This is a genomic window from Geodermatophilus sp. URMC 60 (genome assembly GCF_053502585.1).
Window position 1 is genome coordinate 2,342,770 of sequence record NZ_CP199958.1, and the last position, 13,462, is coordinate 2,356,231.

General features: G+C 76.2%; 11 protein-coding genes. 5 read left to right on the plus strand and 6 right to left on the minus strand.

Annotation, left to right across the window (positions count from 1 at the left end):
• Positions 1 to 142 precede the first annotated feature (142 nt).
• The 5 genes from ACWIX3_RS11290 to ACWIX3_RS11310 form a co-directional block, all read right to left on the minus strand.
• Positions 143 to 1,786: a glycoside hydrolase family 13 protein gene (locus ACWIX3_RS11290; RefSeq protein WP_448612163.1), complete on the minus strand. Its 1,644-nt coding sequence runs from the start codon at positions 1,784 to 1,786 to the stop codon at positions 143 to 145.
• A 127-nt stretch (positions 1,787 to 1,913) separates the two neighbouring features.
• Entirely contained in the window at positions 1,914 to 2,339 is a 426-nt protein-coding gene (locus ACWIX3_RS11295; protein WP_448612164.1) for a globin, read from the minus strand.
• Positions 2,336 to 3,637 carry an MFS transporter gene (locus ACWIX3_RS11300; RefSeq protein WP_448612165.1) on the minus strand — a complete coding sequence of 434 codons (1,302 nt, stop codon included), beginning with the start codon at positions 3,635 to 3,637 and terminating at the stop codon, positions 2,336 to 2,338. Before ACWIX3_RS11300 ends, ACWIX3_RS11295 begins: the two co-directional genes overlap by 4 nt.
• The gene (locus ACWIX3_RS11305; protein WP_448612166.1) at positions 3,634 to 4,644 is read right to left on the minus strand and encodes a mechanosensitive ion channel family protein; all 1,011 of its coding nucleotides are present in this window, start codon (positions 4,642 to 4,644) and stop codon (positions 3,634 to 3,636) included. Before ACWIX3_RS11305 ends, ACWIX3_RS11300 begins: the two co-directional genes overlap by 4 nt.
• 84 nt (positions 4,645 to 4,728) lie before the next feature.
• Entirely contained in the window at positions 4,729 to 6,813 is a 2,085-nt protein-coding gene (locus tag ACWIX3_RS11310) for a prolyl oligopeptidase family serine peptidase (RefSeq protein WP_448612167.1), read from the minus strand.
• A 215-nt stretch (positions 6,814 to 7,028) separates the two neighbouring features.
• Between ACWIX3_RS11310 and ACWIX3_RS11315 the strand changes: the two genes are divergently transcribed.
• From ACWIX3_RS11315 to ACWIX3_RS11330, 4 genes are all read left to right on the plus strand, one after another.
• Positions 7,029 to 7,565, plus strand: coding sequence for an HNH endonuclease (locus tag ACWIX3_RS11315; RefSeq protein WP_448612168.1), 537 nt, complete (start codon positions 7,029 to 7,031; stop codon positions 7,563 to 7,565).
• Between the two features lie 112 nt (positions 7,566 to 7,677).
• Positions 7,678 to 8,541, plus strand: coding sequence for an SCO6745 family protein (locus ACWIX3_RS11320; protein WP_448612169.1), 864 nt, complete (start codon positions 7,678 to 7,680; stop codon positions 8,539 to 8,541).
• Positions 8,542 to 8,649: 108 nt separating this feature from the next.
• Positions 8,650 to 10,005 (plus strand): hypothetical protein, encoded by a 1,356-nt coding sequence (locus tag ACWIX3_RS11325; RefSeq protein ID WP_448612170.1) that lies wholly within the window; start codon positions 8,650 to 8,652, stop codon positions 10,003 to 10,005.
• Positions 9,993 to 10,664 (plus strand): class F sortase, encoded by a 672-nt coding sequence (locus ACWIX3_RS11330; protein ID WP_448612171.1) that lies wholly within the window; start codon positions 9,993 to 9,995, stop codon positions 10,662 to 10,664. The genes ACWIX3_RS11325 and ACWIX3_RS11330 overlap by 13 nt, the downstream gene beginning before the upstream one ends.
• Before the next feature lie 61 nt (positions 10,665 to 10,725).
• On the opposite strand, the gene kynU is transcribed toward ACWIX3_RS11330, so the two are convergent.
• Positions 10,726 to 11,982, minus strand: coding sequence for a kynureninase (kynU, locus tag ACWIX3_RS11335; RefSeq protein ID WP_448612172.1), 1,257 nt, complete (start codon positions 11,980 to 11,982; stop codon positions 10,726 to 10,728).
• A 33-nt stretch (positions 11,983 to 12,015) separates the two neighbouring features.
• On the opposite strand from kynU, the gene ACWIX3_RS11340 reads away from it, so the two are divergent.
• Entirely contained in the window at positions 12,016 to 13,449 is a 1,434-nt protein-coding gene (locus ACWIX3_RS11340; RefSeq protein WP_448612173.1) for an amidase, read from the plus strand.
• Positions 13,450 to 13,462: the final 13 nt, after the last annotated feature.

Genomic DNA, 13,462 nt, shown 5'->3' on the forward strand with positions numbered 1-13,462 from the left:
CGGGCCTCCCCCGAACAGAGCCCCGACCCCGGGTCGGAGAGCGAGCCGTCAGCGTCCCCTGCGACGCTGTGTCACCACGTGGATGCTACCCGCCTCGGGGGTCGGCGCCTGTCGGAGACGGCGACCCCCGAGGGGTACCCCGTCACGGGTGCAACCACACCGCGGCGTCGTCCGGCACCACGCCGCCGCCGGTGTCCACGCTGGCCAGGAGCACACGGCCCTCCGGCAGCGGGACCGGGGCGCCGGAGAGGTTGAGCAGGCACACCAGACCGCCGGGACGGCGGAACGCGAGACAACCCTCGGGTGCCGGTACCCAGTCGAGGCCCTCACCGGCGAAGGCGGGCGAGGTCCGGCGCAGGGCGAGCGCACGTCGGTACAGCGACAGCACCGAAGCGGGGTCGTCCTCCTGGGCCGCGGCGGTCAGCGGCCCCCAGCCCTCGGGCATCGGAAGCCAGGTCCCGGCGCGCGAGGAGAAGCCGTACGACGGCTCGGTGCCCGACCACGGCACCGGGATGCGGCAGGCGTCGCGCCCGCGCTCGGTGTGTCCGGACCGTTCCCAGATCGGGTCCTGCAGCGCCTCGTCGGGCAGGTCGACGTCGGGCATGCCCAGCTCGTCGCCGTTGTAGAGGTACGCCGCACCGGGCAGGGCCAGCTGGAGCAGCGCCGCCGCCCGCGCCCGCCGGGTGCCCGGCTCGCCTCCGCCGTAGCGGGTGACGTGCCGGGGCCGGTCGTGGTTGGACAGCACCCAGCAGGCCGGCGCCGGGGTTCCGGCCACGGTGGCCAGCGAGTGGACGACGGCGTCGCGCAGCTCGTCGACCTGCCAGTCGGCGGTCAGCAGCTTGAAGTTGAACACCAGCTGGAGCTCGTCCTCGCGCAGGTACAGCGCCAGCCGGTCGTCGTCCCTCACCCACACCTCGCCGACGGCCATGGTGCCGGGGTACTCGTCGAGGACGCTGCGGATCCGGCGGTGCACGTCGTGCACGGCGTCGTCGTCGAACCGGTGGTCGCCGGCGCCGTGGTCGTCGAGCAGGCCGGTGTCCTCCATCGGCTGCATGTCCGGCATCCCCTCGGGCTTGGCCATGCCGTGGGCGACGTCGATGCGGAAGCCGTCGACGCCGCGGTCGAGCCAGAACCGCATCGTCGTCTCGAGGTCGGCGACCACCTCGGGGTTGGTGAAGTCCAGGTCGGGCTGCTCGGGCGCGAAGATGTGCAGGTACCACTGGCCGTCGTCGACCCGGGTCCACGCCGGACCGCCGAAGACCGAGGGCCAGTTGTTCGGCGGCTCGGCGCCGTCCGGGCCGCGGCCGTCGCGGAACACGTAGCGGGCCCGCTCGGGCGACCCGGGGCCGGCGACCAGTGCCGCCTGGAACCAGGCGTGCCGGTCGGAGGTGTGGTTGGGCACCAGGTCGACGGTCACCCGGATGCCGAGCGCGTGGGCCTCGGCCAGCAGCGCGTCGAACTCGGCGAGGTCGCCGAAGACCGGCTCGACGTCGCGGGGGTCGGCCACGTCGTAGCCGTGGTCGGCCATGGGCGAGGGGTAGAACGGCGTGATCCACAGCGCGTCGACGCCCAGCTCGGACAGGTGCGGCAGGCGGGCGCGGATGCCGGCCAGGTCACCGACACCGTCGCCGTTCCCGTCGGCGAAGCTGCGGATGTAGACCTGGTAGAACACCGCGTCGCGCCACCAGTCGGCGCCGGTGCGGCGGAACGGGCCGGCGGCCCCCTGCAGGGGCCCGCCGCGAGCTCGCGAGTGGCGGGGGGCAGGGGGTCCTTGTACCGGGCTCACCGGGCTCCTCGGGGTGGGGTGTGCGGGTGGTGCGGTGGCGGCCCCCGGAGGACCCCTCCGTCCCCACCGCTCGCAAGCTCGCGGCGGTGCCCGGGAGGGGGCCGGACGTGGGGGACGGGGTCCTCGGTCAGACGGTGGAGAGGCCGCCGGGCGCGTCCTCGGGCCAGCGGTTCTGCATGCTGCGCGCGGCCATCTCCATGTACCCCCACAGGGTCGCGTCCTGCTCCGGGGTCAGCTGCAGGGAGTCGACGGCGTCCCGCATGTGGCGCAGCCAGGCGTCGCGCTCGGCGGGGCCGATGGCGAACGGCGCGTGGCGCATCCGCAGCCGGGGGTGGCCGCGCTCCTCGGAGTAGGTGGTCGGGCCGCCCCAGTACTGCTCGAGGAAACCGCGCAGCCGGGTCTCCGCGCCCTCCCAGTCCTCCTGCGGGTACAGCGGCGCGAGCACCGGATCGGTGCGCACCCCGGCGTAGAAGCGTGCCACGAGCCGACGGAAGGTCGGGGCGCCGCCGACCTCCTCGTAGAAGGTCCGCGCCGACGGCAGTGATCGGCTCATGAGTCCGATGGTCCCGCAGCCGATGGGGCCGCTGCCACGTGACCCTGGGTACGCACGTAGCCCAGCAGCGGCGGGGCGACGGCCAGCAGGCCGAGCCCCCCGACCAGCGCGACCACTCCGCCGGGGGCCAGCCCCTCGGCGGCGGCACCGGCGGCGAGCACCCCGATGCCCTGGACGCCGTAGAGCCCGCTGACCGCGACACCGAAGGCGCGGCCGCGGTAGGCCGCCGGCACCGCCTGCACGAAGGCGACGTTGAGCGGGATGCTCCAGGCACCGCCCAGCCCGGCGACGAACATCAGCGCGACCACGGCGGCGTAGGCGCCGGCGCCGGGCGCGCCCCACTCGGTCACCAGACCGGCCAGCAGGACGGGCGCGAGCGAGAGCGCCACCAGCGGTGGCACCAGCCGCTCGCGGCGCTCCTGGGTGAGGCCGCGGGCGATGAGCAGCCCGCCGACGGTGATCCCCGCGGGGTTGGCCGCGAGCAGCACGCCGACCTGTGCGGGGCCCTGACCCAACTGCTCGACCAGTGGCGCGGCGATGCCTTCCGGTGCGTTGCCGAACAGCGACCCCACCCAGGTGACGGCGATGATCATCAGCAACCGCGGCGTCCGGCCGATCAGCCGCAGTCCCTCCGCGGCGTCCCGCCACATCGACCGCGGTCCCTCGGCACCGCCGCCGTCGTCCGGGGCCGGACGGCGTTGCAGCCGCGCCCACAGCCACACCGCCGAGACGGCGAAGGTGGCCGCGTCGAGCAGCAGCGCGGCCGACGGGTCGAGGACGGCGACGAGCGTGCCGCCCAGGACGAACCCGAGGACCTGCGCCACCTGCGACCCGACGTTGGTCAGGGACGTCGCCAGTGCGTACCGGTCGCCGTCGAGGACGTCGGCCATCAGCGCCGAGCGGGCCGACTCGAACGGTGGCCCGCACACCGCGACGACGAGCAGCAGGCCCAGCAGCAACGGCAGCGGCGTGCCCGGGACGGCCATCCCGGCGACCAGCAGGGCGCGCGCGGCGTCGGTGGCGATGAGGACGCGGTGCCGCGGGAACCGGTCGGCCAGGGTCGACAGCAGCGGTCCGCCGAGCAGCCACGGCAGGTAGCTGATCGCGAAGGTGACCGCCGACAGCAGCGGCGACTCGGTGCGCTGGTAGACGAGCACGGTCAGCGCGACGCGGGCCAGCTCGTCGCCGGTCGTCGACAGCAGGTAGGTGCCGAACAGCGGGCGGAACTCGCGGACGGCGAAGAGACCGCGGAAGGTCGCCGGGCGGTGGGACGCGCCGGCCGGCGCGCTGCCGCTCATGGGGCCCCCGCCGGGGAACCGGCCGCGGACAGCAGCGGCAGCGGCGTGCGGATGCCCTCGACGGCGAAGCGCTCCTTGAGCCGCAGGCGCAGCTCGCGGCCGACCCGCCACTGGTCGGCGTTGGTGGTGCGGATCTGCAGGCGCATGACGACGCCCTCGGTCGTGATCAGCTCGACGCCGAGGGACTCGGGCTCGGACAGCAGCACCTCGGCCCACTCCTCCTCGGCGTACATCGCGTCGGCGACCTCCTGCATGACCGTCCGGCAGCGCTCCAGGTCGGTGTCGTGGGCGACCGGCATGTCGATGACGACCTGGGCGTAGCCCTGGCTCTTGTTGCCGACCCGCAGGATCTCGCCGTTGCGTGCGTACCAGACCACGCCGTTGACGTCGCGCAGCCGGGTGATCCGCAGGCCGACGGCCTCGACGGTGCCGGTCGCCTCCCCGAGGTCGACGACGTCACCGACGCCGTACTGGTCCTCGAGGATGATCCCGATCCCGGCGATGAAGTCCTTGACCAGGTTCTGCGCGCCGAAGCCCAGGGCGACACCGACCACCCCGGCGCTGGCCAGGATGGGGGCGAGGTTGATGCCCAGCTCGCCGAGCACGAGCACCACCGCGATGGCCAGCACCACGATCGAGGCGCAGCTGCGCAGCACCGACCCGATGGCCTCGGCCCGCTGGGTGCGCCGGGCGGTCACCTGCTCCGCGCCGTCCCCCAGGGCGGTGGCGCGCAGCCGGCGGGCCCGCAGGATCGACGGCAGCGGTCCCACGGTGGTCGAGTCGGTCAGCCGGCGGATCGCCCGGTGCGCCAGGTACCGCACCAGGACGGCGACGACGACGATGAGCAGGATCCGGGCCGGTGTGGCGATCAGCGCCCGGGCGTTCTCCGCGAGCAACTCGGCGCCCGACCACTCGTAGACCTGCTGGCAGAGCCAGTAGTCGGCGCAGTCCGGCATGGAGGCGGTCTCGTCGTCGGCAGCAGTGATCACGGACGGTGAAGCGGTCATCACGGCGATACTCTCAGGTGCAGGAGGAGCAACCCAGCGTTGCTGTCGTCGCGGGACGGCGTGGCGCCGCGCACAGCCCGGGGATCAACCGGTCAGGCCGGTGTGCGCGGCGAGGAAGGCCAGCTGGTCGGCGGCCAGCCCCACGGTCCGGCTGACCGCCCGGGCGCCGTGGCCGACCGAGGTCTCCCGCCGCAGCAGGACGGGCGCGTCCGACGACGTCGCGTGCTGCAGCGCCGCGGCCAGCTTGCGGGCGTGCAGCGGGTCGACCCGCGTGTCGGACTCGAAGGTCGTGAACAGCACGGCCGGGTAGGCCGTCCCCTCCACCACCCGGTGGTACGGGGAGTAGCCCAGCAGCCAGCCCAGCTCGGTGGGGTCCTCGGCGGTGCCGTACTCGTCGTTCCAGGTGCGGCCCAGGCCGAAGCGCTCGTAGCGGACCATGTCCAGCAGCGGCGCGCTGCAGACGACGGCGGCCGCGAGGTCCGGACGCTGGGTGAGGGTCGCGCCGACCAGCAGGCCACCGTTCGAGCCGCCCATCACCGCCAGCTGCGCGTGCGTCGTCCACCCCGCGGCGACCAGGTGCTCGCCCGCGGCGGCGAAGTCGTCGAAGACGTTCTGCTTGCGCTCCCGCATGCCGGCGCGGTGCCACTCCTCGCCGTGCTCGGAGCCGCCGCGCAGGTTGGCCACCGCCCACACTCCGCCGGCCTCGACCCAGGCCAGGGCCTGCGCCGAGTACCCGGGGGTGAGGGCGACGTTGAAGCCGCCGTAGCCGTAGAGCACGGTGGGGCGCGGGGTGTCCGGGGCCCCGGCCCGCGAGATCACGAACAGGTGCACCGGCGTCCCGTCCGCGGAGGTCGCGTGCGTCTCCACGACGCGGACGTCGGGGACGTCGCCGGCGACCGGCGCCTGCTCCCAGACCTCCAGCCGGGCGGGGTCGGCGGCGTCCCAGCGCAGCACCGACGGCGGGGTCGAGTGGTCGGTGAACCCGACCCACGCGGTGCCGCCGCCCTCCGGGGGCGCGCTCACGCCGGACACGCTGCCGGCGCGCAGGGCGCTCACCTCGGCCCGCCGGCCGGAGCCGTCGGCGGCCCACACCGAGAGGCGGTCGGTGGCGTCCACCGAGTGCACGGCGAGCACCTGCAGCCCGCCGTCGGGGCCGTCGACGAGGGCGACGTCGGTCAGCACGCCGTCCTCCTGCTGCGGGACGACGTCCTGCCACGAGCCGGGGGCCCACGTGGCCGGGTCCGCCGGGTCGGCGACGGCCAGCCGCCAGCGGGGCGTGCCGCGGTCGCTCATGAGCCACAGCCGGCCGTCGCGGGCCACCCACGCCGCGGTCTGCGCGTCGACGCCGACCTGCAGCTCCCGCAGGTGCGCCGGCCCGCCCTCCGGTGACATGGCGAGGTCGGCCAGCCAGACGTCGTCCCGCGGTGCGGTCCCCACCGAGGCGGAGACGACCAGCCAGCGGCCGTCGCGGCTGGTGCGGGCGCCGAAGTAGGTCGCCGGGTCGCTGCCCTCGCCGTGCACGAGGACGTCGCCGTCGGCGTCGGCGCCCACCCGGTGGCGCCAGACCCGCCGGTGGAACTGCTCCTCGCCGGCCGGCACCAGGCCGGGCGCGAGGCGGCGGACGTAGAAGAGCTCCTCCCCGCCGGGCAGCCAGGCCACGGGGGAGTAGCGGCAGCGGTCGATCGGCCCGTCCAGCTGCTCCCCGGTCGCGACGTCGAGCACGTGCAGCCGCGACTCCTCGTCGCCGCCGGTGGAGAGCTGGTAGGCAAGCCGGTCGCCCTCCCAGGACGGCGACCAGGCGTCGAGGGTCGTGGTGCCCGAGGGGTCGACCGCCATCGGGTCGACGAGCACCCGCTCGCTGCCGTCGGGCTCGCGCACCCGCAGCACCGCGTGCTCCTGGCCGGGGTCGCGCCGGGTGGAGAAGGCCCGGCCGGCCCGCCAGACCGGGACGCCGACGGCGCCGGCGTGCACCAGCTCGGCCAGCCGCGCGGCGAAGCGGTCGCGCAGCGGCAGGGTGGCCAGCGCCCCGGCGGTCAGCTCGTCCTGGGCGGCGGTCCAGGACGCCGTCCGGGGGTCGGCGGGGTCCTCGAGCCAGCGGTAGGGGTCGGCGACGGCGTGTCCGTGCAGGTGCTCGACGAGGTCGAGCCGGGGGGCCTCGGGGTAGCGCACGCGGCCCACGGTAGTGACGGCCGGGACGCCGCTCCGGCCCGCAGGACGGATCCCGGGAGCGCGGGAGCGCCTCCCCAGGTCAGAATGGGGGCGCCCACGGGTCGCACTGCACCCGGCGCGCGGCCCCGGGCGCCCGGAGGTGCCCCGTGCCGCGTACCGCGTCCGGGTCGTCCGCAGGCCATCCAGGTCCGCGGCGCGACCACCACTCCCATCCGATGAGCCCTGTCCCGGCGCGGGCCACCGCCGCCGCGACGCTGCTGCTCAACGCCACCTACGAACCGCTGTGCGTCGTCTCCAGCCGCCGCGCCATCGTGCTGGTGCTCGCCGAGAAGGCGGTCTCGGTGCACAGCGCGCCCGAGGAGGTGCACGCCGAGACGGTGGTCCTGCCCGTTCCGGTGGTGGCGCGCCTGACCCGCTACGTGCGGGTGCCGTATCCGGCGCAGGTGCCGCTGTCGCGGCGCGCGGTGTTCCACCGCGACGCCTCGACCTGCGTCTACTGCGGTGGGTCGGCCACGAGCATCGACCACGTCGTCCCGCGCAGCCGCGGGGGCACGCACACCTGGGACAACGTCGTCGCGGCCTGCCGGCGCTGCAACCACACCAAGGCCGACCGGTCGCTGGCCGAGCTCGGCTGGAAGCTGCCGCACCCGCCGCGGACCCCGAGCGGCGCGGCCTGGCGGCTGCTCGGTGCGCGCAGCGTCGACCCGCGCTGGCGGGAGTGGCTCGGCATGCCGGAGAGCGTGTCGGCGTGAGGAAGGACCACCCTCCCCCCCACGCCTCGCGCGCTCGGCGCGGGACCCTGCAGGGTGGCCGTTCCAGCACGTCACCGGGCTCGCGGCGGGGCCCCGCAGCGGGGCCGTTCCGGTGAGCTCACCGGCGACGGCGCGGCGGCTGTGGGCGCTGGGGGAGCCGTACCACGCGCTCACTTACTTCGCCGACGAGTGCCGGTCGGCGGCCGAGGCGACCGGGCTGCGCGGCTTCTGGAGCACCTACTTCGCCATGCGCGCCGCGCCGCTGGGCCCCGTGGGGGCCGAGGTGGTGACCGCGACCTTCTACAACTTCGCGCCGGACTTCGTGGCTCGCCGCGTGCCCGGGGTGTGGCAGGTGGCCGACCCGGCCTCGGTGCTGGACGCGCGGCTGGCCGGGATCGACGCCGCGGTGCGCCGGGTGCTGGGGGAGGAGTGGCCGGTCTCGGCCGCGGCGGCGGAGACCGCCGGGCTGCTCACCGCGGCAGCGGCAGAGGTGGACACGCCCGGCCGGCCACTGGCGGCGGCCAACGCCGGGCTGCCCGTGCCGGCGGAGCCGCACCTGGCCGTCTGGCAGTCGCTGACCACGTTGCGGGAGCACCGCGGCGACGGGCACGACGCCGCACTGCTGCAACGGGGGATCTCCGGCGTCGGCGCGCACGTGCTGGCCGCCGCGGCCGGCCGGACGACGCGGGAGTGGCTGATGCGCGCCCGCGGGTGGGACGACGTCGCGTGGCACGTCGCGGCCGACGAGCTCGCCGCCCGCGGCTGGCTGGCCGGCGGGGAGCTCACCGTGGAGGGAGCCGCGATCGTCGCCGCGGTGGAGGCCGACACCGACCGGCTGGCGCTGGGGCCGTGGCAGGCGCTCGGCGACGTGCGCTGCGACCGGCTGGCGGAGCTGCTGACACCGGTCCGCCGGGCCGTCGTCGCCGCGGGCACCTGGCCCGAGCGCAACCCGATCGGTGCCCCCGACCCGACCTGAGCCCCGTCCGGTTCCCGCGTGTCGCAAGGTCCGGTGTCCTCCCGATCGCTCAGGGTTACCGACGACGGCGCAGCCGAGGCGCCCCGCCGAGAGAGGCACTCCGCCGCGATGCCCCCGTTCCAGAACTCCCGCGTCCGTCCTGTCCGCGGCACCGTGGTCGCCGCTGCGGCGGGAGCGCTCCTGCTGACGGGTGCGCCGGCCGCGATCGCGGCTCCGATCGCGGCTCCGGTCCTGACCGTGCCCCTCGACCCGCCGGACGTCATGGTCCTCCTCCTGCCGACCGAGAACCTCGAGGGCCTGGAGGAGGCGCCGGCCGAGGACTGGGTGCCGTCGGCGGTGACGGTGCAGTGGGAGGGGTCGGTGACGGTCGAGCTGCCCGAGCCGCTCGACGCCGGGACCGCTCCGCTGGTCACGCTGGAGATCGGGCACGAGGAGGACCCCGCGCCGCTGGTCACGTACTCCAGCGACCCGGCGACCACCGACCCGGCGGCTCCCGACCCGCTGGCCGTGACGCCGCTCGGCGACGGCGCGTACGACATCGCCATGCCCGCGGACGACGGTGCCGGTGGGGAGGTCGCCGTCCTCACCGTGGAGGACGTCGTGGCAGAGGAGGCCACCGGCATCGAGGTCCTGCCGGTCTCCTACCTCCTCCGACTCGACGCCGACGCCGACGCGAGCCGCACCCTCGCCCCGCAGGTGCTCGCCCTGTCCTCCCCGTCCTGCCCGCTGAACACCGCCGACGACTGCAGCGGGTACGAGGTGACCGCGGGCGACACCCTGGAACTGACCGTGCCGGAGCGGTCCCGGCTGCGCGCCCTGGGCCTCGGCACGCTGACCGGCCTCCAGGCGGGGCTGGAGTCGATCGACGAGGAGAGCTGGAGCGACGAGCCGGCCGACACCGACGAGAGCACCGCGGTGCTGGCCGCGGCGGCGGCGTACACCGAGGTCCCGGAGCTCGCCGGCCTCGCGGCCGGGAGCGCGCCGACCGGCGCGGCTCCCGCCTTCACCGCCTCGGCCGTCCCCGCCCCGGTGGGGGCAGCGGAGCCGCTCGGAGGCGTGCTCGAGCCGACCGAGGTCCGGAGCCTGCCGGTCGACTCGGCGGAGCCGTACCGGGCGACGGTCACCGTGCCCGCCGACACGGCGGCGGGCTCCTACGTGCTGGGTCTCACCGAGGTGGACCCGGACACCGGCAGCGCCTCGGTCACGGTGCTGGTCCTGGAGGTCGCCGCGGCGCCCGTCGCTCCGCCGCCTGCCCCCGAGGCGGTGGCTCCGGTGACCGCGGCTCCGGTCCTGAACCCCGGGCTGCGCTCCAACACCGGCGTGGTGGCGGCCCCTGCGGTCGGGACGTCATCCGGCGGCTCGGGAACGGTCGCCGTCGGCGCGGGGCTGCTGCTCCTCTCGGGCGTGGGCGGCGTCGCCGTCGCCCGCAGCCGCCGCCGTCCGGCAGCCGGGTGCGGATCCTGACCCGGCCCGGGCGGCGCGCCGCCGTCGCGGCGGTCGTCGCCCTCGGCTGCGCCGGGGGCGCGGTGCTCGTGGTCGGCCTGGCCGGCGGCGAGCAGTCGGCCGTGCGGACGGCGTCGGCCGACCCGGTGCCCGCGGCCACCGCGGCCCCGCCCCTCGCCGAGGAACCGCAGCCCACGCTGCCGGCCGTGGCGGCGCTGCCCACGCCCTCCTCGGCCGTGCACGTCTCGGTCCCCGCGCTGGACCTGGACCTGCCGGTGCTGCCGCTGACCCCGCGCGACGGGACGATCAACCCGCCGACGCTCACCGCCGCCTACTGGATCGAGCCCTACGGCGACCCGGTGGGCTCTGCCGAGGAGGCGGACAACACGCTGTACCTGGCCGCCCACTCGACGGGCACCGGCGAGTACGGCTTCGACCCGCTGATGGGGTCCGACGGCGGGGGCAGCACCCTCGAGGCCGGTGACGTCATCGAGGTGAGCACCCCGCGGGGCACGGTCGGCTACACCGTCGAGCGCACCCGGCGGTACGCGAAGGGCGAGCTGCCCGGCGCGACCGAGGTGTGGGAGGCCTCGCCCGGACGGCTGGTGCTCATCACCTGCTCCCAGCGCGGCGGGAACCGCGCCCCGACCGAGAACCTGGTCGTCTTCGCGGAGTCCTGACGAAGGACCCCGTCCTCCCCCCCTCGCAGGCTCGGGGCGGGCTCCGGGACGGGGCGGCGCCCTAGGTGACCCGGGCGCGCACGGTGGGGTACCGCTCGTGTGCCCTGCTCACCAGCACCTCGCGGACGCAGTCCAGCGCGTCCCAGACGTCGACGAAGCGGGTGTAGAGCGGCGCCGGGCCGAGGCGGATCCGGTCCGGTGTCCGGAAGTCGGGGACCACGCCGCGGTCGACCAGCGCCTGGGTGAGCCGCCAGGCGTCGGGATGGGCGAGGGTCACGTGCGAGCCGCGGCGGGCCGGGTCGCGGGGGGAGGCCAGCACCACCCCGTGCGGCGCCAGCCAGGCGTCGGCGAGGGCGACGACGAGCTCGCCGAGCGCCCGTCCCTTCGCCGCCAGCCGGTCGACGCCTGCCTCGGCCACCAGCCGGGCGCCGACCTCCACCGCCGCCGTGGCGAGCACCGGCGGCGTCCCGACGCCGAAGCGCTCGATCCCCGGGACGGGGTCGTAGGCCGGGCCCATGGCGAACTGGTCGCGCTGGCCGAACCAGCCCCAGATCGGCTGCCGCAGCTGCTCCTGGAGCTCCCGGCGCACGTAGAGGAAGGCCGGCGCGTCCGGACCACCGTTCAGGTACTTGTACGTGCACCCGACGGCCAGGTCGGCCCCGTTCGCCGCGAGGTCCACCGGCACCGCGCCCGCGGCGTGCGAGAGGTCCCACAGCACGAGCGCCCCGGTCTCCCGCGCCGTCCGCGTGACGGCGGCGACGTCGGCGAGCGCCCCGGAGCGGTAGGCGACCGCCGACAGCACGACGACGGCGACCCGCTCGTCCAGCGCCGCGGCCAGCACCGCCGGGTCCAGGCCCTCGTCGACGTCGGCCGGTACCTCGCGCACCGTCATCCCGCGGGCCCGTGCCACCCCCGCGACCACGTAGCGGTCGGTGGGGAAGTCGTCGGCGCAGCAGACCAGCACGTCGCGGCCCGGCCGGGCGTCGGCGGCGGCCACCAGCAGCTTGTAGAGGTCGACCGTCGTCGAGTCGCCGACCAGGACCTCCCCGGGCCGCGCACCGAGCACGCCGTCGGCGAGCAGGTCGCCGACCCGGGTGGCGGCGCCGATCCACGAGGACCAGGAGCGCACCAGCCCCCGCGCCCACTCCTCCTCCACCACCCGCGCGAGCGCCGCCGGCGTCTCCACCGGCATCCGGCCCAGCGAGTTGCCGTCCAGGTAGAGCAGCCCGTCCTCCCCGGCGCCGGCGAACCGCGCGCGGAAGCCGGCCAGGGGGTCGGCGGCATCGAGGGCCTCGGCGGCGGCCCGGGTCAGGTCCACGCTGCTGTGTCTACCCGGCTACGGTCGCCAGCCGTGACCCCGGGGACGCACCTCCACGACCTGACCGCGCTCGAGCAGGCCGCCGCCGTCCGGGCCGGGGAGGTCCGCCCGGTCGAGCTGGTGGAGCACGCGCTGCGCCGGGTGGAGGCCCTCGACGCCGGCCTCGGCGCCTTCATCACCCTGACCCCCGAGCGCGCCCTGGCCGCGGCCCGCCGCGCCGAGCGGCGGGTCCGCGCAGGGGGCGAGCTGCCGCCGCTGCTCGGCGTCCCGACGGCGATCAAGGACCTCAACAACACCGCCGGCGTCCGGACGACGTTCGGCAGCACGGTGCTCGCCGACAACGTGCCCACCGTCGACGACGCGGTGGTGACCCGGCTGGCCGACGCCGGGACGATCAGCCTCGGCAAGACCAACACCCCCGAGTTCGGCTTCCCCTGCTACACCGACAACCTCCTGGTCGGCCCGGCCCGCTGCCCGTGGGATCCCACCCGGCTGGCCGGCGGCTCCAGCGGGGGAGCGGCGGTCGCGGTCGCCGCCGGGATGCTGCCGTTCGCGCAGGGCAGTGACGGCGGCGGGTCGATCCGCATCCCGGCGAGCATCAACGGCCTGGTCGGGCTCAAGCCCAGCCGGGGCCGGGTGAGCAACGCGCCCTTCGGCGGTGACGTCACCGGGCTGGGCACCAACGGCCCGCTGGCGCGCACCGTCCGCGACGCCGCGGCGATGCTCGACGCGATGGCCGGGCCGGTGACCGGCGATCCGGCCTGGGCGCCTCCGCTGCCGCCGGGGGAGACCTTCCTCGGCGCGGCCGACCGTCCGCCGGGCAGGCTGCGGATCGGCCGGTACCTGGAGTCCCCCATGGCCGACGCCGGTCTGGAGCCCGAGGTGCAGACGGCGTTCGACGACGCCGCCCGCCTGCTCGAGGAGCTCGGCCACGAGGTGGAGGACGTGCCACCCGGGCTGCTCGGTCCCGACGTCCTGGCCGCCTTCGAGCGGGTGTGGAGCCTGTCGGGGACGCTGCTGCCGGTGCCGCCGGAGCGGGAGGGCGAGCTGCGGCCGCTCACCCGGGAGCTGCGGGGCCGCGGCCTGGCGCTGTCGGCGCAGCAGGCCATGGAGGCGCTCACCGCGCTGCGGCTGTTCGCCCGCCGCTTCGCCACCGCGACCGATCGCTACGACGTGCTGCTCGCGCCGGTCACCACGATGACGCCGCGGCCGCTGGGCTGGTTCGACGCCGACGGGGACGGCGCCGCGGACTTCGAGCGGCAGAAGCGCTACGCCGCCTTCACCGCCGTCTTCAACGTCACCGGACAGCCCGCGGTCAGCGTGCCGCTGCACTGGACCGACGACGGGCTGCCGGTCGGGACGATGCTCGTCGGGCGCCCGGCCGACGAGGTCACGCTGCTCGCGCTGGCCGCCCAGCTGGAAGCCGCCCGCCCCTGGGCGCACCGCCACCCGCCGGGCTGGGACTGATCAGGAGGACGGG

What these genes read in the sequence shown, in the direction of transcription:
- ACWIX3_RS11295 (WP_448612164.1), bottom strand. Translation starts at nt 2,339, where the DNA reads ATGAGCCGATCACTGCCGTCGGCGCGGACCTTCTACGAGGAGGTCGGC.
- ACWIX3_RS11300 (WP_448612165.1), bottom strand. Translation starts at nt 3,637, where the DNA reads ATGAGCGGCAGCGCGCCGGCCGGCGCGTCCCACCGCCCGGCGACCTTC.
- ACWIX3_RS11305 (WP_448612166.1), bottom strand. Translation starts at nt 4,644, where the DNA reads ATGACCGCTTCACCGTCCGTGATCACTGCTGCCGACGACGAGACCGCC.
- ACWIX3_RS11315 (WP_448612168.1), top strand. Translation starts at nt 7,029, where the DNA reads ATGAGCCCTGTCCCGGCGCGGGCCACCGCCGCCGCGACGCTGCTGCTC.
- ACWIX3_RS11325 (WP_448612170.1), top strand. Translation starts at nt 8,650, where the DNA reads ATGCCCCCGTTCCAGAACTCCCGCGTCCGTCCTGTCCGCGGCACCGTG.